This is a genomic window from Novosphingobium kaempferiae, from assembly GCF_021227995.1.
GTDB classification, from domain to species: Bacteria; Pseudomonadota; Alphaproteobacteria; order Sphingomonadales; family Sphingomonadaceae; genus Novosphingobium; species Novosphingobium kaempferiae.
The window spans coordinates 3,274,081-3,294,526 of sequence record NZ_CP089301.1 but is presented as its reverse complement, the minus strand read 5'-3'; the positions used below and the strand labels follow the sequence as shown (position 1 = coordinate 3,294,526).

Below are 20,446 nucleotides of genomic sequence, written 5' to 3'. Positions count from 1 at the left end.
AAGGGAATGGCATGAAACCGGGCAAAAGAACGCGCTGCATGATCGCTTCGCTACTGGCTGTCACGATGCTCTCGGGCTCTGCGCAGGCCATCGCGAAGCAGGGTGGAGCGGCAGCGGCATCGCCTGCCGCATCCACGCAGCAGGCGGCTTCGCGGCCCAACGTGCTGTTCATCCTGATCGACGACCTCAAGCCCGCGATCCATGGCTACGGCGATCCGATCGCGGTCACGCCGAACATCGACCGCCTGATCGCGCGCGGCACCCGGATAGACCTCGCCTATGCCAATCAGGCCGTCTGCGCGCCCAGCCGCATCAACCTGATGACAGGGGCGAGGTCCACCACGTCCGGCATCTACGACTTCGGCATGAACCTGCGCGACTTCATGCCGAACGCGGTGACGCTGCCGCAGTACTTCATGAAGGCAGGCTACCGCGCCGAGTCCATCGGCAAGGTCTTCCATATCGGCCACGGCACCGTTGGCGATCCGCAGAGCTTCTCGGTCCCGCCGCACAAGGATCACGTCATCGAATACGTCGATCCCGCCTCGCTCGCCGTGGGCAAGACCCGCGAGGCAGCGCTGTTCAACGAGTTCGAACTGCCCGACGAGGATGTCTGGGAATATGCCCGGACATTGCCCAAGGGCGTCGCCTGGGAAGACCCGGACGTGTCTGACGACGCCTATGCCGATGGCCGCACGGCGGAATATACGATCGGCCGCCTCGATGCCCTGAAGGGATCGAAACAGCCGTTCTTCCTTGCGGTCGGCTTCGCGCGTCCGCACCTGCCGTTCTCGGTGCCTAAGAAGTACTGGAACCTGTACGATCCGGCCAAGCTGCCGATGCCGGATTTCGAGCGCCTACCCGAAGGCGCGCCCGCCTTCGCAGGTAAGGTCGGGGGCGAGATCGTCGCCTACACACCCATCCCGGAAAAGACCCCCGAGGCGCAGTATCCCGAGGAGCTGAAGCGCAAGCTGGTCCACGGCTACTACGCAGGCGTCAGCTATACCGACGCGCAGATCGGCAAGGTGCTCGACGAGCTGGAGCGCACCGGGCTCGCGCAGAACACGATCGTCGTGCTGTGGGGAGACCACGGCTACCACCTCGGCGACCATGCCATCTGGACAAAGCACACCAATTTCGAACAGGCGACGCACCAGCCGCTGATCTTCGCGGGACCGGGCGTCGGCAAAGGCGTCTCGACCCGCCAGCCGACGGAAACGGTCGACATCTATCCGACCCTTGCAGCGCTGGCGGGCCTGCCTCCGCCCACCGGCCCGCAGAAGATGGACGGTATCAACCTCAAGCCGGTGCTGGAAAATCCCGAGACCCGGCTGCGTGGCTATGCCTACCACTTCTACAACCGTCCACATCGCTGGGGGCAGGCCATCCGGACCGAGCAGTACCGGCTGGTCCGCTGGACCCACGACCAGACGGGAGAGCGGGTCTACGAGCTTTACGATCTTGTCGGCGATCCGGGCGAGACGCGCAACATCGCCGATGAGAAGCCCGAAGTCGTGAAGGAACTGGACGGCATGCTCGACCGCCAGCCCAAGCCGAAGCCGCTCCCGAAGCCCAAGGACTGAACCGCGCATGGACCGGACCGGTTTGCAGGCATCATCAAGGACCATCTCCCGGCGCCGGCTGTTGGCAGGAGCCGCAGCCGGAGCCCTGCTCGGCGTGACACCTGCGCTGGCGCGAACCGGCGGCGCAGGACCGCGCAAGCCCAACATCGTCGTGATCTACGCCGACGACCTCGGCTACGGCGATCTCAGCTGTTATGGCGCGCGCACGATCCATACGCCGCAGATCGACCGACTTGCCGCAGGCGGTACCCGGTTCGTAAATGCCCACGCGCCCTCGGCAACCTGCACCCCGTCGCGCTACGCCCTGCTGACCGGCAACTATGCCTGGCGCGCCTCGGGCACACAGATCCTGCCGGGCGATGCTCCTGCACTCATCCGCCCCGGCACGTTCACCCTCCCCACCATGCTGAAGCAGGCTGGCTATGCGACCGGGGTCGTCGGCAAGTGGCATCTCGGCCTCGGCGATGGCAAGGTGGACTGGAACGGAGAAATCGGCCCCGGCCCCCTCGACATCGGGTTCGATCAGGGCTTTTTCATGCCTGCGACGCTGGACCGCGTGCCGACAGTGCTTATCGAGAACCGCAAGGTCGCGAACCTTGATCCGTCCGATCCGATCGCAGTCGATTATGCGCGCAAGGTCGGCGATGAGCCGACCGGCGCCGAAAATCCGAACACGCTCAAGTTCGGTGCCGATCCCGAACATTCCGACACCATCGTCAACGGGATCAGCCGGATCGGCTACATGACCGGCGGCAAATCCGCCCGCTGGCGCGACGAGGAACTGAGCGACGTGCTGCTGGGCAAGGCGCTGGAATTCATCACCGCGCCACGGGACGCCCCATTCTTCCTCTACTATGCCGTGAACGAGCCGCATGTGCCGCGCGCACCGCATCCGCGCTTCGTCGGCAAGTCCGGCATGGGTCCGCGCGGCGATGCCATTCTCCAGCTCGACTGGACGGTGGGAGAATTGCTGCGAACGCTGGAGCGCAAGGGTCTGGCGGACGATACGCTCATCGTCCTGAGCAGCGACAACGGCCCGGTCCTGTTCGACGGCTACGACGACCGCGCGGTCGAACTTGCCGGAGCGCATCGCCCGACAGGGCCTTTCAGCGGCGGGAAGTACAGCATTCTGGAAGGCGGCACCCGCGTTCCGATGATCGCCCACTGGCCGGGACAGATCGCCGCAGGGCGGGTATCGACAGCACTCGTCGACCATGTCGACATAGTGGCATCGCTAGCCTCGCTGGTGGGCCAGCCTCTCCCGCAGCGCGCGGCGGTGGACAGCTTCGACATGCTCGCCCCGCTTCTGGGCAGGACCAATACCGGCCGCGACTACGTGATCGAGGATGCCAAGCTGATGGTCACGACGGGCGCGACCGTAGCCAGCAGCGGCGCGCGCATCCTCGCCATCCGCGCGGGCGACTGGAAACTGATCCGGCACAGCACGGAACCACAGACGTTCCATGGCAATCCGATCGGCACAAAGCCGCATGACCAGTTGTACGACCTTGCCCGTGACCCCGGCGAAACGCGCGATCTGGCCTCCGAACAGCCCGAGCGCGCACGCCGTCTGGCGGTCTGGCTCGACAGGGTGGAACGGGACGGGCGCAGCCGCCCCTGACTATCGTGGATGGGTGAACCGAGCGTGATGGGAGACATCTTGAGAACCGGACTGAACATTCTCCTCACGGTAGCGGCGATGGCGCCGTCCGCTATGCCTGCCCACGCCACTCCTGCCGTGACAGGCACGCACAAAAGCACCGCGCAAACGGTGAGCGACAGCCGCCCCAACATCGTCGTCATTCTGGCGGACGACATGGGCTTTTCCGATCTCGGCAGCTACGGCGGTGAGATTCCGACGCCCAATCTGGATGCGCTGGCGGCAAATGGCCTGCGCTTCACGCAGTTCTACAATGCGGCCCGGTGCAGTCCCTCGCGCGCCTCGCTGCTGACGGGGCTCTACCCGCACGAAGCGGGAGTCGGCCATCTCGAAGAGACGGTCGTGCCGGGATCGCGCGGCCTGCACGGAAGGCTCGACGAGCGGGCGGTGACGCTGGGCGAGGTGCTGAAGCAGGCCGGCTATTTCACCGCGATGAGCGGCAAGTGGCATGTCGGCAATACTCATGGCGTCGGGCCGTGGAACCGCGGTTTCGACCGCTCGATCACGCCCCCGCTCGGCGGACTCTACTTCCCCGACCAGACGAGCAAGAACCGCACGACTGTCTACATCGACGGTCGGCAGGTACCCACCGCCTCGCCCGAAGTGGGGACCGGGCACTGGTATGCCTCGGACATGTTCGTGGACTGGGGCCTGCGCTTTGTCCGTGAGGCGGGCGAGAAGAGGAAGCCGTTCTTCCTCTACCTGCCCTTCACCGCGCCGCACTTTCCCCTGATGGCGCCGCCCGAAGACATCGCGCGTTTCCGGGGCGCCTATGCCGCCGGATGGGACAAGCTGCGCGACGCCCGCTTCGCCCGGCAGAAGTCACTGGGGATCATCGATACCAAGGCCCGCCTGCCCGCGCGCCTGCCGGACATGTTCGACTGGGGCAAGCTGAGCCCCGACGACCGCGCCCGGTTCGAACGGATCATGGAGATCTACGCAGCGGACGTCTTCCGCATGGACCAGGCCATCGGTACGCTGGTCGCCGCGCTCAAGCGCAGCGGCCAGTTCGACAATACGCTGATCCTGTTCATGGCCGACAACGGCGGCAACGCGGAAAGCGGGCCGTGGGGACGCGCGGACGGCGAAGACCTCGGCGGGCCGCAGTCGAACGTCTTCGCGGGCATGAGCTGGGCGACGCTCCAGAACACGCCGTTCTCGTTCTTCAAGCACTTCACCCGCGAAGGCGGGATCGCCTCCCCGCTCATCGCGTCATGGCCGCAAGGTATCTCTCGAAGACTCAACGGTGGCATCGTGAATACCCCCACGCACCTCGTCGACATCATGCCGACGCTGGTCGGCATAGGCCGCGCCCGCTATCCGTCCACCTATCGGGGACATGCGATCCTGCCGATGGACGGCGTGAGCATCGCGCCCGCCTTTAGCGGCAGGAAGATTGCGCGCCGGGAGCCGATCCTCTGGGAACACGAAGGCAACCGCGCCATCCGCCACGGTCGCTGGAAGGCGGTCAAGCGCTTCGGCGCCCCCTGGGAACTCTACGAAATGTCCCGCGACCGCACCGAAACTGACGACCTTGCAGCCCGCCGCCCGCGTGTCGTTCGGCAACTGTCCGCACAATGGGATCAATGGGCGGAAAAGAGCCATGTCGATCCCTGGCTCGAGGCCTATGACCGAGGACTTGCGGGCACCCGGCAGGATTGGGGCGGCGGCAGAGGCGAACTGACGAAGAAATAGCGCTCCACTGTTGTATCCCAACCCAGGTATATCTGCTTGCGAGCACGTCACACGCACGGTAGCCCGCTTTTATGTGTACCTAATCAAGCTGCGGGTCGACGTCGACAAGACGGTAACCGCAAACTTGGATACTGTTTGGTTTCCATCTCCGAGTCCGACCCTTAGTCGCCGTTCAGGCATCGATCTTCCGCTTCCAGGTGCGGCCCGTCCGCTTTCCCATACAGAATGCTAATGACTGGCCGATTGGCAACCTCCTGCTTCGGACGCGCACTGGGTCGAAAGCTGCCCTTCCCGTAAATCGTCGATTGGGCCACTCAGCGATGTTGTTGCAAAAGCGCCGGAACCTTGTGACGGCTTGAACCCCATTTCTTCCAAAGCTCTTATGAGCCGCTGCGCATCGAGGCTCAAGCGATGCTCCCAATCGGCATACTGAATATAGCCGAAGGCCGATCGCTGAAATGATGAGGCGGCTCGTGCCGCTTCGCGCAAGACCTGGGGTGAATTGTTTCGCATTGTGAAATTCTTTGGTCACCTCGCGCCTGAGGCTAAGAGGTTGCAAGGAAGACATGGCAGTAGTTGCGTCAATCGCCATTGATGCATGTTGGCAATGCTGGCTGCTACAGATGAGTTGACCTGGGCGCGCGCTTGGCCGTTCGGAATATTACATCGATTAAAAGATCTCGCGGGTTTCCACCTTGCGGGACATCCCGAATAATCATGGACTTACGATTATTTGGCCCTGCTTCCCAAAATGCCCGGTAGGTTGATCTAGGTTGGCACGGCCCACGAGCTTTCTGTTACGCTGACGGACGACAATTATTGCTGCGGAGAGCGAGATGGATACCGAGATCCAGCATTGCGGTCGTATGATTGAAGTCGAGGAGCGGCGTGCAGCCGAGGCACCAACCTCGGAAGCGGCAGAAAGTCATCATCAGCTGGCCATGTTGTACAAGGCTCAGCTGAACCTCCTTTCAAGAAAGACCTATGCTGCCCCACCAATAAGCGCCTGATGATCATAGCGTCAGATCGCTCGATTGCTTAGGGATATGACTTTGTCCGAAACCAGCCTTAGTCACTCGCGTTGAGGACACCTGTCATGCCGGAAAAGGTCCCGCTCGCTGTGCAGATCGAGGCGCTCCACCAGCAGGCGATCAGCGAGGAGGAGCGAAAGCGTGTCACCCTGCGGTTCACATTCCTCGATCAACTTTCGGCCCTAAATTTCGCGCGGGATGCCAAGGGACTGGGCTGCGAGACTATGGTGGCGCCTCATCGCGCAGAAAGTCCCATGTACCTTGTCACGACATGCAAGGAGATGATCCCCACGGAGGCGGCCATCCGTGCCGAGCACGAGCGATTGAGTGCATTCGCGAACGCCCAATTGGGTCAATCCGAAGGGCTCGACCTTCCTGAACCGTGATCAATCGAAATCGACAGGACAATGGAGACGGCCTAGTGGGCTTCGGGGAGTGGCATCACCAGCGCAAATTCCAATCCGGCCGGCTCGAAACGGATTTCGGTTCGCGCACTCATCAATTCCGGCAATCCGTCCAGCAAAAGCTCAAATCCAAACCCCCGATGTGGGGGGGTGTCCGGAATGCTTGCTCCGATCCCCTTCTCGATCCAGCCAACATGAAGCGACCGCGTCTCCGCTTCGTGCGCCATCCACCAGCGGATATGGACCCGCCCAGCTGCATGAGCGAGCGCCCCGTGTTCCAATGCATTTTCCAGTAGTTCATGCAGCGCTAGGGCGAGGGGCCCGGCCTGTCTGACGGGTACACTGAATTCTGGACCCGATAATGTCACCCGACGGTCGGGCTCCTCCCCTCGCTGTACGAGGAGGTGCGCGATCATGGGCCACAAGCTTACGGAATCGGTACGACCGGCACCGATAGCCCCTTCCGCGAATGCGGCCAGTCTCGAGCTCAATTTCGCAAGAGGCGCCAGATCCGGCTCAAGGCGATCATTATCACTTCGACGCACCAACATCCGAAGCACCGCGACGGTATTGCGCACCCGGTCCCGGGCATTTCTCAGGACTTGTTCCTCGCTTTCACGGGAACGTCGCGTTGTCTCGATGGCGGTCGCGATCAGCGCCATTCGCTCAAGAATCCGGACATCCTCGCCATCGAAGCGACGTCCGTCGTGCGAAAGTAGCCATAACGTCCCTCGCGGTTGCCCATCGAGCAAAAGTGGCACCAGCAGAATTTCCTGGACTTCCGGTTCGCCTGCGCTTTCTGGAAACAGGAGTTGCGGTTGATCGAACAAGAGTGCCGCATTCCGGTCGATGACGAGGCCGCAGGGCGATGCGTCACGGGGAAGTCCCTGGCCGAAGTAACGTGCCCACTGCCCGGCGATCGCGGGCCAAACGAAACGATCACCTTCCAGAATACTCACGCCGGCTGACCCACTGGCGCACAGATCGATGACCGTCTCGACCAGAGCCTGCAGCGCCGTGGCGGGGGATGCATTCAGCCGACCGATCAGAAGATCGAGCGCCCGGCTCTCTCTCTTCGTATCTCGGGCGGCCGGGATCCGCGTCGCAAGGACATTTGCCGCAAGCAGGTCGTCATAGGATCGTGGGGCTCCCAGTAGGTTCATGCCAGCCCCGCTTCAGCGGCACCACCCCAGTTGGTCCGGGTATTGGCCAGATGGAGGTAGTTCGCGTCAAAATCACAGAACTGCGCCAGCGCAAGGACATCCGGCACAGAGATACGTTGCCCTTCGATCACTATAAGTCCCGATTTACGAAGCGCGCGCATCATGCGATTGACATGCACCGTCGTCAGCCCCGCGGTGTCGGCAAGCTCCTCCTGGGTCATCGCAAGCATGAAGCTGTTCCCCTCAGCAAGACCCACAAGACGGTACCGCATGAGCAACTCGCAAATCAGGTGAGCAAGCTGGCGATCTGCCGAACGCTGGCCCATGTTGACCAGCCATTCCCGCAGCGTCGCTTCATCGACCAGCGTTCCCCACCATAGAGCCCGATTGATCCTGGGGTTCGCTGTCAAACGATCGACCGTAGCGGGGCTGAGTTCAGCCAGTCGGCACGCGGTGAGGGTTCCGATGCTATGGTCCATCCAGCCAAGAATCTGGACATGGAGGTCGCATATGTCGCCAGGGAGGAACAGCGCAACAATCTGTCGCTTCCCATCGGGCAGCAGCTTGTAGCGACAGGCAAGTCCCTCCATCACCAGGTGGACATCGAAAGGCGGTTCTCCTTCACCGATAACGTCCTGCCGGGCGTGAAGCGGACGAGTCACCGAACTCACCGCCCGGAGAACCTCTCGATCTTCCTCCGTCAACTTCGCGCCATGCTCGAGTTTGCGGATAAACGGGTTGTCCATGACCAGCGCCGTCCTTCCGGCAGCGCAATACTAGAGTCGACGACCGCCCGGTTGGTTCCCCGCTTCAAGTGAGCCCGAGCCTTTAACATGGATCAACGCGGCTTGGTTTTATGGAGTTACAAGTGATCGCATCCAGAGGGATCAAAGGGCCATTTTAAATCGCAAACCTGTCCATTCCCATGGTAACCCTGAGCGCCTTCGGCGTGATCGTCATTGCAAGCACGATCCTTGGAGACTACGGATTGACGCCTCTGGGCAAATATTCACTCAGAGCCTTCGGCATCGCGCTTGTCGGGATCGGACTGATGTTCGCGTAACTCGCCGCCCCTTAATGCCGAGTTTCCGCTTGATCGTCTCATTTTCTGCTCGCCCCGCCAATTTACAATCACGCAGCGACCTGATCCAGCCGGGTTCGAACACCGCAAACCCGTGAATGGGTGCCTGCGTTTGAACTGGCTGAAAGAGAAAGGCCGAAGGCTTCGGGATTGAGTAACCGTAAAGTCCTGTTAGTGAGCCTAACGATGCGGCGATTTCTGAGATCGCGCAGCACGCGGTTAACATGTACCGGCGTCAAACCGAGCATGTCCGCGATCTCCTGCTGCGTGAGAGGGATCGTGCAACGGTCGCCGACCACCTGCCCGGCAGCATCAAGCCGCATGAAGAGCTCGCCAAGCAGCGCAACGACGCGTTCAAGGGCGGATTTACGCCCCAAGCTCACGATCGCGTCCGTCTGACGGCGGTGCATGGTCAGCATGCTACCAAGTAATTCCTTTACCCCATGCTCACACCGGCCGTGGATATGTGCCAATGGGATCAATCGAGCTTTTATGCGGGTCAGCGCGACGATTGGCAGGTCGGCCTTTCCAGATAGCAGCCACTGCGGCTCACAATAATCACCCGGAAGAAAGACCGACGTTATCGCTCTGCGACCGTCGGGCAGGACGTAATAACGGCTCGCCCAGCCTTCCTCGATGCGAAGGATATTCTCCTGAATATCATTCTTGCGCGCCAGATGATCATGCTTGCGGAGCTCGCGATAGGACAGCGCGGGACGATCGGTCATGCTATGCGGTCTCTTCGGTTTGCCCGCTCCCGATATATTCCGGTAAGGTTTCATTGCCGTCCAGCATTGATCCATGTTGCGATAATGACTTTGATCGGACGAAGCGCCCATTTCGAGCGACGGGGCAACCAATGCCGTTCGGAGACTGTCCGACCATCCGGTTGCAATACACTGATCGAGGTTAGCTTTGCGCGTCCCAACTGGAACCGCCGATACAAATCCCTTTTCAGCTTGCATCACGGAAAGGACCCTCCATGACCAGCATAGATAAGGATGACCGCGGCCCGGACCCGGCAAACCCTTCGGAGACGCCGCGCGGTACGTTTGGCGATGCTCGGCCCGACCAGTATCACGATCCGCGCACGCATGGCGCACAGAAACCCGAGAAGATCGATGACCGACCGATGGTAAGCGAGGTAAATCCGGACAAGTATCCCGAGAAAGAGCGCCGAGATGGAGATGTGACACGTTAAAGGCGTTGAAGCTGCGCGGAGCCCGGTAGGCCAGCACGGATATCCGCAACCGGGAGCCATGGCGGGGATTGCCTCGTCATGAAGATCGACAAGAGAGAGGTGTCCCATGGCAGACGATAAATCTCAGCGCGGCGAACCCGATCGCAGCAGGGTTGCGGGCGGTGAAAACTACGAGGTCGAGTATTTCGCGCAGAGGCATGGGCTGACCCACGAGCAGGCGCAGGAACTTATCGATCGCGTCGGCAACGACCGTGACAAGCTGGACGCGGAAGCCGCCAAGATCGCGAAAGGATAGGGTGAAGCGGCGGCCAACCAGCGCGGGATCGCCATTTGCCTTGCAAACTCATGCCTGAGACAAGTCTCGACAGTTCGAAGACGCCCGCTGAATTGCGTGACCGTCCAGCCCTGCTCATTCTGGACATGGTCAACTGCTTCGATTTTGAAGGCGCTGACGATCTCCAGCCATCCGCGTTTGCAGCAGCGCGCAACATCCATCGCTTGCGAGCAGAATTTCGCGATCGCCAGTGGCCGGTTATTTACGTGAACGACAATTTTGGCGATTGGCATTCGGAAGCTACCAGCCTTGTTGCCCGCGCACTGGAAAATCAAAATCCTGTCACTGAGATGCTGACGCCGGGACGGACCGATTATTTCGTTATCAAACCGCAGTTTTCAGGGTTTTACGCCACCAACCTGCCGGTCCTGTTACCGCAGCTGGGCGTCAGCAAACTGATATTGACCGGGATTGCCACGGACATATGCGTCCTGTTCACTGCGGCAGATGCCCATATGCGTGAATACGACCTATGGGTGCCCGCAGATGCCGTCGCTGCGGAAGATGAAGACCGGGGCCGATGGGCCCTGCAAATCATGGTGCAGAGCATGGGCGCACAGACTTCGGCTACCTCGGAACTGACGGTCGATGGATGGCTCGCCAGCCTGAAGTGCTAGCGCCTTGCCCAGCTTCAAACCGGATGGTTTTCCAGGCGTTGCTATCGACGGCCGAAAGGATGGGAGAGAGACACCCATGAGGTGGCTGAAGAACAACGGTCTGACGATCGCGCTCCTTTCCCTATTTGCGATCTGCATCGTCGGGCAATGGATTTCGGGATGGCATGTCGCATTGGAGGATGCCCGAAGGCATGCCGAGCCAGACCTTTCGCTATTTGCCTATGCGGCCAGTCCGCAATTTCTCTCGTCGGTATTCGAGAACTGGGAGAGCGAATTCCTGCAAATGGCGGCCTATGTGGTGCTCACGGCCTTCCTGATCCAGCGTGGATCGGCTGAATCCAAGGATCCTGCCGATCCCAATCGAGACGCGAACCTGGAACGTCAGGCTTATCAGCCCGGTGCCCCGGCCATCCTGCGGCTAGGCCCCGTCTGGCGCGCCCTCTACGCCCGATCCCTCGGCCTCGCGCTCGCGCTACTGTTTGTAGCCTCCTTCGTCATGCATTGGGTGCACAGTGCGCGCGCTGCCGCGGAAGAGGCGCTGGAGCATGGTGAGACGCCGCTATCTGTACTGGCTTATCTTGGCGACGCGCAGCTTTGGTTCGAGTCTTTCCAGAACTGGCAGAGCGAGTTCCTTTCGACCGCCGTGCTGGTTGTCCTGTCGATATTCCTGCGGCAGCGCGAGTCTCCTGAGTCCAAGGCTGTCGCCGCGCCCAACCGGCAGACCGGAGAATAGAGGAACGCCGGCGGCATCTCGCAATTTGCAATCTCGATCGGAGCGGACATGACCAGAGCTTCAAAAGCGAAATTGGCGTCGGCAGAAGAGCGCCTTGCGAAGTATCGCGACAAGCGCGATTTCACGCGAACCGCTGAGCCGTCAGGAGCGTCCACGCCGACAGCGGGCAACGGCTTTGTCGTTCAGAAACATGCCGCAAGCCGCCTCCATTATGATTTTCGCCTGGAGCTCGACGGCACGCTCGTCAGCTGGGCGGTGACGCGGGGTCCAAGCCCGAACCCCGACGACAAGCGCCTGGCGGTTCGCACGGAAGATCATCCGCTCGACTATGCGCGCTTCGAGGGCACGATCCCGAAGGGCGAATATGGTGGCGGCACCGTGATGCTGTGGGACAACGGCACTTGGGAACCGGTCCCGGGCAAGGATCCGAGCAGGACATTGCCCGAAGGTCATTTGCACTTCACGCTGCATGGACGCCGCATGCAGGGCGAGTGGATCATGTTTCGCCTCAAGCCGCGCGGACGTGAAAAGGGCGAGAACTGGATATTACGCAAGGTCGAGGATGAGTTCGCCGCTGGCTCGGACGATCTCATCGGGGTGCATCTGACCAGTGTCGACAGCGGCCGCACGATGGAAGAAATCGCTGCCGGCAAGCCGGTTATAAAACGCAAGGCAAACGCCAAAGTGGCGGCGACCAAAGCATCCGGGCCCGCCGTCGCTCCCAGCCGGCGGAAGAAGAAGAGCAAGCTGCCGCCGTTCCGACCGGTCCAGCTTGCGGCACTAGTCGATCATGTGCCGTCAGGCGACCGCTGGCTGCACGAGCTGAAATATGACGGCTACCGAACGCTCATTGCCGTAGGTGGGGGTGAAGGGCGCGCCTATACCCGCTCCGGACTCGACTGGTCGGACCGTTTTGCTGGTCTGATCGCGGAGGCGGCGAAGCTCGATGTCGACAGCGCCTTGATTGACGGCGAGGCTGTAGTCACGCTGTCCGATGGCCGGACCAGCTTTCAGGCGCTTCAGGCTGCACTGAAGGACGATCCGGGCGCGATCGCCTATTTCGCCTTCGACTTGCTGGAGTTGAACGGCGAGGATTTGACCGGATTGCCCCTGATCGAGCGCAAGGAAAAGCTGGCCGCACTCCTCGCTGATCAGGAGGGGCACTTTCGCTATTCCGACCATATCGTGGGCAATGGGGAGAAGCTCCTTACCAGCTTTTGCGCTGCCGGGTTGGAAGGGGTGATCTCAAAGCGCACTGACGCGCGGTACATTGGCTCGCGAAGCGGGGGCTGGGTGAAGACCAAGTGCATTCGCCGCCAGGAGTTTGTCATTGTTGGCTGGACGCCTTCAGACAAGCAGCGTGGCTTCCGATCGCTGCTGCTCGGCGTCAACGAGAATGGCGAACTGCGTTATGCGGGTAAAGTCGGCACCGGCTTCACCGGCGACGAAATCGAGCGGCTGATGGAAATCATGGCCCCGCTAGCCCGAAAGGAGCCCACTGTCGGGGCGCCGCGCGCTGCTATGCGCGGCGCCCGCTGGATCGAGCCGGAGCTTGTCGCAGAGATCGCGTACCTGGAGTTCACTGACGAGGGCGTGTTGCGGCATCCCAGCTATCTCGGCTTGCGCGAGGACAAGAAGCCGGAGGCGGTGGTGATCGAGATGGAAGCAGCGGTAGACGTGGCTACGGAGGCGCTGGCAACCCCGGTGAAGATCAGCAACCGCGAAAGGGTCATCTTTCCCGAGGGCAAGATTACCAAGGGGCAGCTGGCGGACTATTACGAAATCGTCGCGCCCATCATGCTGCCGTGGGCCGGGAGCCGGCCGATCAGCCTGGTACGGTGCCCGCAAGGACGGGGCAAAAAGTGCTTTTTCCAGAAGCACGACGCCGGCAGCTTTGGCGAGGAAGTCAAGCAGGTCGGTATCCGGGAAAAGGATGGGCATGAGGAAGCCTACCTCTTCATCGATACACCCACCGGCCTTTTGACGTGCGTTCAAATGGGCACGATCGAATTCCATGGCTGGGGTGCAAGGATCGAGGATGTCGAGAAAGCGGACAGGCTCGTTTTCGACCTCGATCCCGACGAGGGTCTCGAATTCAAGGATGTCGTGTCGGCTGCATTCCATGTCCGAGATCTTTTGGCCGAGATGGGCCTAACGACATTTCCGATGGTTACTGGCGGGAAAGGCGTTCACGTCATCGCGCCGCTCACGCCTTCCGCCGAATGGCCGGTCGTGAAGGACTTTGCCCATCGATTTGCAATGGCGCTAGAGCAGTCAGAACCAAGCCGCTTCACGGCTGCTCTTTCGAAAGCCAGACGGACCGGGAGAATTTTTATCGACTATCTTCGGAACCAGCGCGGCGCGACCGCTGTGATGCCCTACAGTGCGCGCAATCGCGAACATGCGCCGATTGCAGTCCCGGTGACTTGGGAGGAACTGCGCGATCTTGATAAGCCGTCCCACTGGCACATCGGCGATAGTACCGAAATGCTGAAGCGTGCATCCTCGAAAAATCTCGCGCTTTGGGGTCGGGCCGATCAATTGCTCCCTGATCTTTAAGTTTCCAGGGCGCGCGAAAGAAATGGGACGGCAATAGCCGGTTTGAATCTTGAGCTGGCTGGAGTCTGACACATGATTCCGACCAGCAAAGTTGAGCTATAATGGCTTGGTGGCGATCACAGGTACATTCTTCGTTCCGGATACGCGTCAGGACCATCGTACAGGAGGGTCTGAGTGCTGATGCATGCGCGAAGGGCCGGTGCCCGCATCTGCCCGGCGGCTTCCTTTCCCGCAAAATGCTCCATACTTCCGAATGAAATTACATTGGACTGCGATGAAGGCGCGAACCTCTCTTCTCCGCTATCATCTTGATGAAAGAGCGCTTGGCTGCATCGCTTCATCTGAGATCAAAGCCAAATTCCTTCGCAATGCTGCGGACGACATCCTCTATGTGATTTCTTGGAAGGGTGTAGCCCTGACGGCCGTAACGCTCGCGGACCTCCGCGATGCGGCACTCCTTCTCCGAGTGACGCAATTCGGCGAGGTCTTTTCTAACCTGCTCGCGAAGCCTTTCCAACTCTGTCACACCATCACTCCTTGCGGTTTCCTCTCGAATGCCGCAGCTGCAAATCCGTTCCGGAACGGCTGCGATCGTGGCTCACGTATCCGACGATGGGCCGGGGCCGATCCGAAATCCCTGCATGATCGATGTTAAAGCGTCGACGTACTGGAATGGTTATGCTGCCAAGGAACGTCTACTTCTGGCGCTCAGACGAAAAAAAGAGCGTCTGTTGCTATCGCTTTTGATGGCAAGGCAGGCGCAGGCTCACGGTTCAGCCAAGCTTCTTGGCCGAGGCGACCGAAACCGCTCTTGGTCACGACGCGGGCGCGGCTTCCACTCGTGCTGCACTCGCGTCGGAAGCTGCGCGTTCTTCCGGATAACGCAGTGGCCTTTAATCGATCACGATGATGCCCCCCCCGCACCGCCCCCTGCCGGTGGCGTCGCGTAAGAGGTTTCATGAGGTGCATCTCATGGAGTAGTGCCTGTCGCTGATTGCCGCCGAGTATAGCGCGCGCCGATCACAGTGCACCGGAAATCTGACCGAAAATGTGAGGCCGGATGGAATACGAACGGTGCCATGCGGCATTGCTTGGCTGCAGGTGCCGTTGCGCCGACCGATCAACAGGGATGTTGGGGACAGATCGCCCGGCCCGCATTCGAACCCATTGTCCTAAGGCAAGCAACTTCGAAGTCGACCCGGCGTTGCAGACAGGGCCGCCGACAGAAGCAGGCGCTGCCAGCGGAGAGAGATGATGAATGCTCATCAGCTGAGTTTCGACACAGGAAATCGCTACTGGTCCACGGAGCGCGAGGCGGTCAATTTCTTCGCACGTCACGATGGCATCGAAGTCGAGTTTATCGTGACCAAGGAGGCCCTCGTTGCCGTAGGTCACCTGGCTGCCAGCCTTAATGAAGAGTCTGCCTTGCTGACTTTTGATAACTATGAAGACTTGTTTCTTGATGCCGCCATCCGGGTTTGGAGGGCCGCAGAAGATAGCAAGCCGGTGTACTTCATAGACGATGACGATGTTAGTGGATCCAGGTGACCGGCCGTCGTCGATTGCTGCTACCAACTACTCCCGCGATCTGAGTGCCGATCTGCCGGAAGCAGTTCGGACAAAGCTGACCGCGCAATTGCGGTTGCAGCTATGAAGGCTTGCACTGATCAGGGCGACATCAGACGCCCTGGCCAGCAGCATGGACGACGCCCTCCGTCACGCGGCACCCAAGCATACGGTGCGATAGAACCGCGACGCCGCCTCAGTAGCGATTGCGACGGTGGCACGTTGGAAGATCTATGAGCAAAGGCGATCTTACCTCCAACCCGGTCAAGCGAGCCATCCGTCGAAAGATAGTCGAGATCTTCAATGATCGCGAGAGAGGGGAAGCCCCGGTGGTCAGGAGCAGGAACGCCTTGCTTGCGCCGACGTCGGTTGCCTGGCGGGTCCATGGCGACGTTGCCTCGATGATGGCGGGCGGCATTGCCAGCCTCCTGCTCCAGATGCTGCATCCTGGCGTCTTGGCAGGCGTGTGGGACCATTCGAACTTCCGAACCGATATGCACGGCAGGCTGCGACGCACTGCCCGCTTCATTGCTACGACCACGTATGCCGACCGGTCCGAGGCGGAGGCGATGATACGGCACGTCAGGTCGGTCCACGATGGCGTCAAAGGCCACTTACCCGACGGCGCAGCTTACGAGGCAAATGACCCCATGCTTCTCGCCTGGGTGCATGTCACCGAAACGCGCAGCTTCCTCGATGCATGGATTCGTTATGGCGAGCCGTGGATGTCGCGTGGTGCTCAGGATCGATACTTCGCAGAAATGGCCGTGATCGGAAGGGCCCTCGGGGCAGAGCCCCTGCCCCGCACACGTGCCGAGGCGGATCGTATGATAGCGGACATGCGCCCGGCGCTGAGAGCTGATGCGCGCACCGCCGAAGTCGCCCGGCTCATCTTGCGCCCGGTCGCGACGAGCCGGCTCGCCGCAGTGCCCGGAAAGCTTGCCGCTCAGGCCGGCGTCGATCTGCTGCCCCCATGGGCACCGGCTCTTCACGGCCTGTCTCCGTCGCCGCTTCAAGCACCCCTGGTGCGCGCCGGCACGCTGGGCGTCGCACAAGCCCTGCGTTGGGCATTCAGGTGACGGAACCTCACGAGAAGCGGCTTCAGGCCCTCCACACCGCGATGCACAGCGCATCGGCGCAGACACGCTTCGAGAGGGCAGCGAAACTACGCGACCAGATCAGCCTCCTGCGCGGCCTACCGGTCAACGCGTCCGGTCCTGCAGAGGACTTCGGCCCTTCCGGCCTCGTACGTCAGCGACCAGGCGCGATGGGGCTGGGCACAAGCCGCGAGGATGTGAAGCCACCATCGGGGTGGAAACCACCAGAAAGCCAAACCCGATGACAAAAGGGCGCGGGCGAAATCGCCAGACACGGGACTGATCTCGGGTCGCGCCCTGCTGTATCATCGTTCCAGGATAGCCGGCTCCACTACCGGGCTGGGGCCTGCCTCGCTTGTCAAGCGGCGATACATCATCGATATCCCCGCCGATGAGATCAGAACCTGCGCCCGCCGCCATGCACCCCCGGGAATTTGTCACTTTCATCGCTGCAGTCATGGCTGTGAACGCCCTGGGCGTAGACCTGATGCTCCCTGCCCTGGCCGACATAGGCCGGGACCTTGCGATAGGCGATGCCAATCACCGACAGTGGATAATCACCGTCTACATGGTCGGCTTCGGTGCCGGCCAGCTGGTTTACGGGCCTCTGGCGGACCGCTTCGGCAGAAGGCCGATTCTCGTCGGTACGCTAATGGGCTTCGTTGCCGCGAGCGTGTTCGCGGCAGGTGCGGCAACGTTCGCCGCGCTGCTCGGTGCCCGCTTGCTCCAGGGTTTGATGTCGGCGTCGACCCGCGTACTCGCAGTAGCCATAGTCCGCGATGGCGCATCTGGGCGGAAGATGGCCCGCACCATGTCTGTCGCGCAAATGATCTTCTTCGTCGTGCCGATCCTTGCCCCTACGCTGGGTCAGGCGCTGCTGGTGTTCGGACCATGGCGGTTCATCTTCTACGCCCTTGGTGCTTTTGCAGCGTTTGTGCTCGCATGGAGTCTTGTGCGGCTTCCGGAAACCCTGCCTGTGGCGCGTAGGATACCCATCTCCGTCACTGCCCTGAGGCAGAGCTACTGGCTGACGCTCACGAACCGGTTCTCCATCGGCTACGCGCTGGCCGCATCCCTCACCTTCGGTGCGATCATCGCCTTCGTGTCATCCTCACAACAGATTTTCGTCGACGAGTTCGGAGCCGGAGCCCAGTTCACCTGGCTGTTCGCGATCTGCGCGGGCGCGATGGGGATGGCAGCATTCGCCAATAGCCGGCTGGTGGAGCGGCTTGGTACGCGGATGATCTCGCAGTCCGCGTTGCTTGCCTTGATCGGGCTCTCGATACTGCATGTGCTGGTTATATATGCCGGCCTTGAGACGCTGACGAGCTTCACGATCCTTCAGGCGCTCAGCATGACCGCGATCGGGCTATGCGGCTCGAATTTCGGCTCGATGGCGATGGAGCCGGTCGGACACATCGCGGGAACGGCCTCATCCGTGCAGGGCTTCATCACCAGCATCGGCGCCGTGCTGGTAGGTTCGGCCATTGGCCAAGCTTATGCCGGCACCACATTGCCGCTAGCTCTCGGCTATCTGTGCATTGGGGTCATCGTGCTCGCCACTGTCTTCATTATAGAAGGCGGCCGGTTGTTCCGTGCCCGCGAAGCAGCTGGGCAAGGATAAGGGTTTCATGGCTGCGGACTGCGCCGATGATCCGGGAATCTGTTAGGGTCCTTTCGATCAAGTGCATGTTTTCCGGGAAGGCCATCCCTAAGCAGCCTCGTTGGATGACATCGCGCATTCGCTACTTCATGGCCATGGGCATTGACGATCACCGCGCAGCAAGACTGGTGTCGGTCGGGATCGGAGAGATTTACCGATGATGCCGTCAAAGGTCGTGGAGTTTTCAGGCACGCCGCCGCGCCCCATGAGCGGCGGTGATCCTGATAACGTTGTTCCGAGGCCGACACTCGCGAACCTCTAAGGTTTAACCGACCGTCCGCTACTAAGTCATGGAGTTCGCTGGTCATCAGGAAATGGGCCAACCATGGTCGCACGTGCCATTCATCAAAACCTCAAGACCCGGCCCCGTCAGCGAAGCTGGCGGAAGCACCACGATGTTCCCGGTTCGCCACGAACCGCATCAAGCTCAGCACTTCTGAGCCGGCAGCGAGCCGTGACCGTCGCTCTTGAAACACGGAGCGGACTTCACCATTATTTCTGCGCGGCAGTCAGCTTGCCGCATGAGGAGAGCTGGAAGAAAGGAGGCAGCACAATGTCCCTCTCCAATTTTCATCACCCGTTTCACACGGCTTCGCGTCCGCAGTTTGAACACGAGGTCAGGCGCGCGATTCTCCGATCTATCTCGAGAGGAATTTCCCTCCCAGACCCCGGGACCCGGCAGGAACGGGCGCAAGAAGCGATCCGGCGTAAGGGTATGAGCCCGGCGGATCGGAAGCGTCCTGACGGGGAGATCTGACCATGGCCGAGAAGCTGTTCAGCTTATTTCGAAAGGAACAACGGCGACTGGATCTCGCAATTGCGGATGCAGCAGCCAGGGGCTGCGCCGACCATGGTGAAATCGGTCGGCTGAAGGCACTGCGCACGATCGTTGACGATCAGATGGCCAGTTGGACCCGTGACCTTTATGGTCCGGGTTCGTCGGATCTGGCATCCGCAGCCTGAGCTGCTGATGGGCCGGTAGTCGGTGTGATCCCTCCGGCCCATTTCAGCAGCTTGGATCCTGATCAGCCTTCTTGTCGCGCCATGACCCGCCAGTTGAATGCGAAACGGATTCCACTGTGCTTGCAGTCCGCCGACAGTCTCGCGATATTGGTGACCAATGTCGTAACAAGCGCGGCCAGGTTGCTGCCTCATGATGACGCGGTCATCGCGCTAGCCAATTTGGAGCGTGTCCCAGTGGGGATCCGCTTGGAGCTTGCCCGGCATCTGCCAAACTTCAGGAAGCAGATCCCGCCTAACTACTGATCGTCGAGATAGTCTCAGCAGCGACGGTTCAGCGCGCTGATCAAATTTCCAATCTCTCAGGTTTCTGATCAGTTCGTTCTACTTACGTAGGGACCGAAAGTTTTCCGGCTGGCCTGACATCACCTGACCGATGTTTCACCCTAGTGCTCTATGGCGCCACGCGGCGATGAGGTGGTTTGGGTCTCGGAAACTTCTGTGGCATGCCAGAAATTTCGACCCACGAATATTACCAGAATGAGCGCGATGATGATCGTGACGACGAAGATCGCGGCTTTACCTTTCCTGCGTGCGCTCGGCGGATGTGTTGTCGTATGCTCGGGATCTGGCAAGGCTGTCCTCCTACCAATGGTTCCGTGGCAAAAAGCCTGCGAGGTGATTTGGTTTCGACGATAGCGATTCTGAGCGTAACGTCCTTGCCCATTGAGGCGGCGCAACTGTCCCCATGTTACCGGCTTTCTTATCATCGTCCTTGATGTCCACCCCCAAGCGCGACATTGATCGCGCTGATCTGCGCCCCGATAATTTGGACGATTTCAACGCGACCTCAGGTGCCCCCATGGCGAGCGCCCGCATCGTTGCGCTACGGCGTTCAAACGCGCCCGGGATCACCGAAAGTGCGAAAAAGGTCGCCTTCTCATTCACGCGGCGGCCGGCGAGGGAATCGGCGGGGAGATTACGACCAGCACCCACATGCGCTGCTCGCTAAGTGCCGCAATACCGCTTCATTACAAAGCAATCTGTATCAATAGACCGGCACCACTTGCATTCCCATGCATTGGATCCGCGTTGCTTA

General features: G+C 60.7%; 20 protein-coding genes. 17 read left to right on the top strand and 3 right to left on the bottom strand.

Annotation, left to right across the window (positions count from 1 at the left end; translation table 11 throughout):
- The first annotated feature begins 38 nt into the window (after positions 1-38).
- From LO787_RS14990 to LO787_RS14970, 5 genes are all read left to right on the top strand, one after another.
- A complete protein-coding gene (locus LO787_RS14990) occupies positions 39-1,583 on the top strand; it encodes a sulfatase (protein ID WP_232491813.1) in 1,545 nt (514 codons plus the stop codon).
- A 61-nt stretch (positions 1,584-1,644) separates the two neighbouring features.
- Positions 1,645-3,204 (top strand): sulfatase family protein, encoded by a 1,560-nt coding sequence (locus LO787_RS14985; RefSeq protein WP_232491812.1) that lies wholly within the window; start codon positions 1,645-1,647, stop codon positions 3,202-3,204.
- A 150-nt stretch (positions 3,205-3,354) separates the two neighbouring features.
- Positions 3,355-4,938 (top strand): arylsulfatase, encoded by a 1,584-nt coding sequence (locus LO787_RS14980; protein WP_232491811.1) that lies wholly within the window; start codon positions 3,355-3,357, stop codon positions 4,936-4,938.
- Between the two features lie 836 nt (positions 4,939-5,774).
- Positions 5,775-5,948, top strand: a complete 174-nt coding sequence (locus LO787_RS14975; protein ID WP_232491810.1) for a hypothetical protein — start codon at positions 5,775-5,777, stop codon at positions 5,946-5,948.
- Positions 5,949-6,034: 86 nt separating this feature from the next.
- Complete coding sequence (locus LO787_RS14970) at positions 6,035-6,355, top strand: ribonuclease E inhibitor RraB (RefSeq protein WP_232491809.1); 321 nt, start codon at positions 6,035-6,037, stop codon at positions 6,353-6,355.
- 32 nt (positions 6,356-6,387) lie between these two features.
- On the opposite strand, the gene LO787_RS14965 is transcribed toward LO787_RS14970, so the two are convergent.
- Both LO787_RS14965 and LO787_RS14960 read right to left on the bottom strand, forming a co-directional pair.
- Positions 6,388-7,536 carry a GAF domain-containing protein gene (locus LO787_RS14965; RefSeq protein ID WP_232491808.1) on the bottom strand — a complete coding sequence of 383 codons (1,149 nt, stop codon included), beginning with the start codon at positions 7,534-7,536 and terminating at the stop codon, positions 6,388-6,390.
- The gene (locus tag LO787_RS14960) at positions 7,533-8,282 is read right to left on the bottom strand and encodes a Crp/Fnr family transcriptional regulator (protein WP_232491807.1); all 750 of its coding nucleotides are present in this window, start codon (positions 8,280-8,282) and stop codon (positions 7,533-7,535) included. Before LO787_RS14960 ends, LO787_RS14965 begins: the two co-directional genes overlap by 4 nt.
- Positions 8,283-8,461: 179 nt before the next feature.
- Here LO787_RS14960 and LO787_RS14955 point away from each other — a divergent pair, with 179 nt between their 5' ends.
- Positions 8,462-8,599, top strand: a complete 138-nt coding sequence (locus LO787_RS14955) for a hypothetical protein (protein WP_232491806.1) — start codon at positions 8,462-8,464, stop codon at positions 8,597-8,599.
- A gap of 68 nt (positions 8,600-8,667) precedes the next feature.
- Here the strand turns inward: LO787_RS14955 and LO787_RS14950 are convergent, their stop codons facing one another.
- Complete coding sequence (locus LO787_RS14950) at positions 8,668-9,345, bottom strand: Crp/Fnr family transcriptional regulator (RefSeq protein WP_232491805.1); 678 nt, start codon at positions 9,343-9,345, stop codon at positions 8,668-8,670.
- 254 nt (positions 9,346-9,599) lie between these two features.
- Between LO787_RS14950 and LO787_RS14945 the strand changes: the two genes are divergently transcribed.
- The 11 genes from LO787_RS14945 (at position 9,600) to LO787_RS14895 (ending at position 19,350) form a co-directional block, all read left to right on the top strand.
- Positions 9,600-9,818, top strand: coding sequence for a hypothetical protein (locus LO787_RS14945; RefSeq protein WP_232491804.1), 219 nt, complete (start codon positions 9,600-9,602; stop codon positions 9,816-9,818).
- 106 nt (positions 9,819-9,924) lie between these two features.
- On the top strand, positions 9,925-10,113 hold the full coding sequence (locus LO787_RS14940; RefSeq protein WP_232491803.1) for a DUF3606 domain-containing protein: 189 nt from the start codon (positions 9,925-9,927) through the stop codon (positions 10,111-10,113).
- Positions 10,114-10,163: 50 nt separating this feature from the next.
- The gene (locus tag LO787_RS14935) at positions 10,164-10,769 is read left to right on the top strand and encodes a cysteine hydrolase family protein (protein WP_232491802.1); all 606 of its coding nucleotides are present in this window, start codon (positions 10,164-10,166) and stop codon (positions 10,767-10,769) included.
- 76 nt (positions 10,770-10,845) lie between these two features.
- Entirely contained in the window at positions 10,846-11,502 is a 657-nt protein-coding gene (locus LO787_RS14930; RefSeq protein ID WP_232491801.1) for a DUF6766 family protein, read from the top strand.
- A 48-nt stretch (positions 11,503-11,550) separates the two neighbouring features.
- Positions 11,551-14,061: a DNA ligase D gene (gene ligD / locus LO787_RS14925; protein WP_232491800.1), complete on the top strand. Its 2,511-nt coding sequence runs from the start codon at positions 11,551-11,553 to the stop codon at positions 14,059-14,061.
- Between the two features lie 274 nt (positions 14,062-14,335).
- Positions 14,336-14,716, top strand: coding sequence for a hypothetical protein (locus LO787_RS14920; RefSeq protein WP_232491799.1), 381 nt, complete (start codon positions 14,336-14,338; stop codon positions 14,714-14,716).
- A gap of 596 nt (positions 14,717-15,312) precedes the next feature.
- Positions 15,313-15,609 carry a DUF1488 family protein gene (locus LO787_RS14915; RefSeq protein ID WP_232491798.1) on the top strand — a complete coding sequence of 99 codons (297 nt, stop codon included), beginning with the start codon at positions 15,313-15,315 and terminating at the stop codon, positions 15,607-15,609.
- Between the two features lie 251 nt (positions 15,610-15,860).
- A complete protein-coding gene (locus LO787_RS14910) occupies positions 15,861-16,706 on the top strand; it encodes an oxygenase MpaB family protein (protein WP_232491797.1) in 846 nt (281 codons plus the stop codon).
- A complete protein-coding gene (locus LO787_RS26180) occupies positions 16,601-16,969 on the top strand; it encodes a UvrB/UvrC motif-containing protein (protein WP_338045378.1) in 369 nt (122 codons plus the stop codon). The genes LO787_RS14910 and LO787_RS26180 overlap by 106 nt, the downstream gene beginning before the upstream one ends.
- A gap of 173 nt (positions 16,970-17,142) precedes the next feature.
- Positions 17,143-18,348: a multidrug effflux MFS transporter gene (locus LO787_RS14900; protein ID WP_232496329.1), complete on the top strand. Its 1,206-nt coding sequence runs from the start codon at positions 17,143-17,145 to the stop codon at positions 18,346-18,348.
- Positions 18,349-19,146: 798 nt separating this feature from the next.
- Positions 19,147-19,350 carry a hypothetical protein gene (locus LO787_RS14895; protein ID WP_232491796.1) on the top strand — a complete coding sequence of 68 codons (204 nt, stop codon included), beginning with the start codon at positions 19,147-19,149 and terminating at the stop codon, positions 19,348-19,350.
- The last annotated feature ends 1,096 nt before the right edge of the window (positions 19,351-20,446 follow it).

Excerpts from the sequence above, each read along its gene's own strand:
- LO787_RS14970 (WP_232491809.1), top strand. The coding sequence starts at position 6,035 with ATGCCGGAAAAGGTCCCGCTCGCTGTGCAGATCGAGGCGCTCCACCAG.
- LO787_RS14900 (WP_232496329.1), top strand. The coding sequence starts at position 17,143 with ATGCACCCCCGGGAATTTGTCACTTTCATCGCTGCAGTCATGGCTGTG.
- LO787_RS14950 (WP_232491805.1), bottom strand. The coding sequence starts at position 9,345 with ATGACCGATCGTCCCGCGCTGTCCTATCGCGAGCTCCGCAAGCATGAT.
- LO787_RS14915 (WP_232491798.1), top strand. The coding sequence starts at position 15,313 with ATGATGAATGCTCATCAGCTGAGTTTCGACACAGGAAATCGCTACTGG.
- LO787_RS14975 (WP_232491810.1), top strand. The coding sequence starts at position 5,775 with ATGGATACCGAGATCCAGCATTGCGGTCGTATGATTGAAGTCGAGGAG.
- LO787_RS14960 (WP_232491807.1), bottom strand. The coding sequence starts at position 8,282 with ATGGACAACCCGTTTATCCGCAAACTCGAGCATGGCGCGAAGTTGACG.
- LO787_RS26180 (WP_338045378.1), top strand. The coding sequence starts at position 16,601 with ATGGGCACCGGCTCTTCACGGCCTGTCTCCGTCGCCGCTTCAAGCACC.
- LO787_RS14940 (WP_232491803.1), top strand. The coding sequence starts at position 9,925 with ATGGCAGACGATAAATCTCAGCGCGGCGAACCCGATCGCAGCAGGGTT.
- LO787_RS14955 (WP_232491806.1), top strand. The coding sequence starts at position 8,462 with ATGGTAACCCTGAGCGCCTTCGGCGTGATCGTCATTGCAAGCACGATC.
- LO787_RS14945 (WP_232491804.1), top strand. The coding sequence starts at position 9,600 with ATGACCAGCATAGATAAGGATGACCGCGGCCCGGACCCGGCAAACCCT.
- LO787_RS14895 (WP_232491796.1), top strand. The coding sequence starts at position 19,147 with ATGGCCGAGAAGCTGTTCAGCTTATTTCGAAAGGAACAACGGCGACTG.
- LO787_RS14920 (WP_232491799.1), top strand. The coding sequence starts at position 14,336 with ATGAAGGCGCGAACCTCTCTTCTCCGCTATCATCTTGATGAAAGAGCG.
- LO787_RS14935 (WP_232491802.1), top strand. The coding sequence starts at position 10,164 with ATGCCTGAGACAAGTCTCGACAGTTCGAAGACGCCCGCTGAATTGCGT.
- LO787_RS14910 (WP_232491797.1), top strand. The coding sequence starts at position 15,861 with ATGAGCAAAGGCGATCTTACCTCCAACCCGGTCAAGCGAGCCATCCGT.
- LO787_RS14990 (WP_232491813.1), top strand. The coding sequence starts at position 39 with ATGATCGCTTCGCTACTGGCTGTCACGATGCTCTCGGGCTCTGCGCAG.
- LO787_RS14930 (WP_232491801.1), top strand. The coding sequence starts at position 10,846 with ATGAGGTGGCTGAAGAACAACGGTCTGACGATCGCGCTCCTTTCCCTA.
- ligD (WP_232491800.1), top strand. The coding sequence starts at position 11,551 with ATGACCAGAGCTTCAAAAGCGAAATTGGCGTCGGCAGAAGAGCGCCTT.
- LO787_RS14965 (WP_232491808.1), bottom strand. The coding sequence starts at position 7,536 with ATGAACCTACTGGGAGCCCCACGATCCTATGACGACCTGCTTGCGGCA.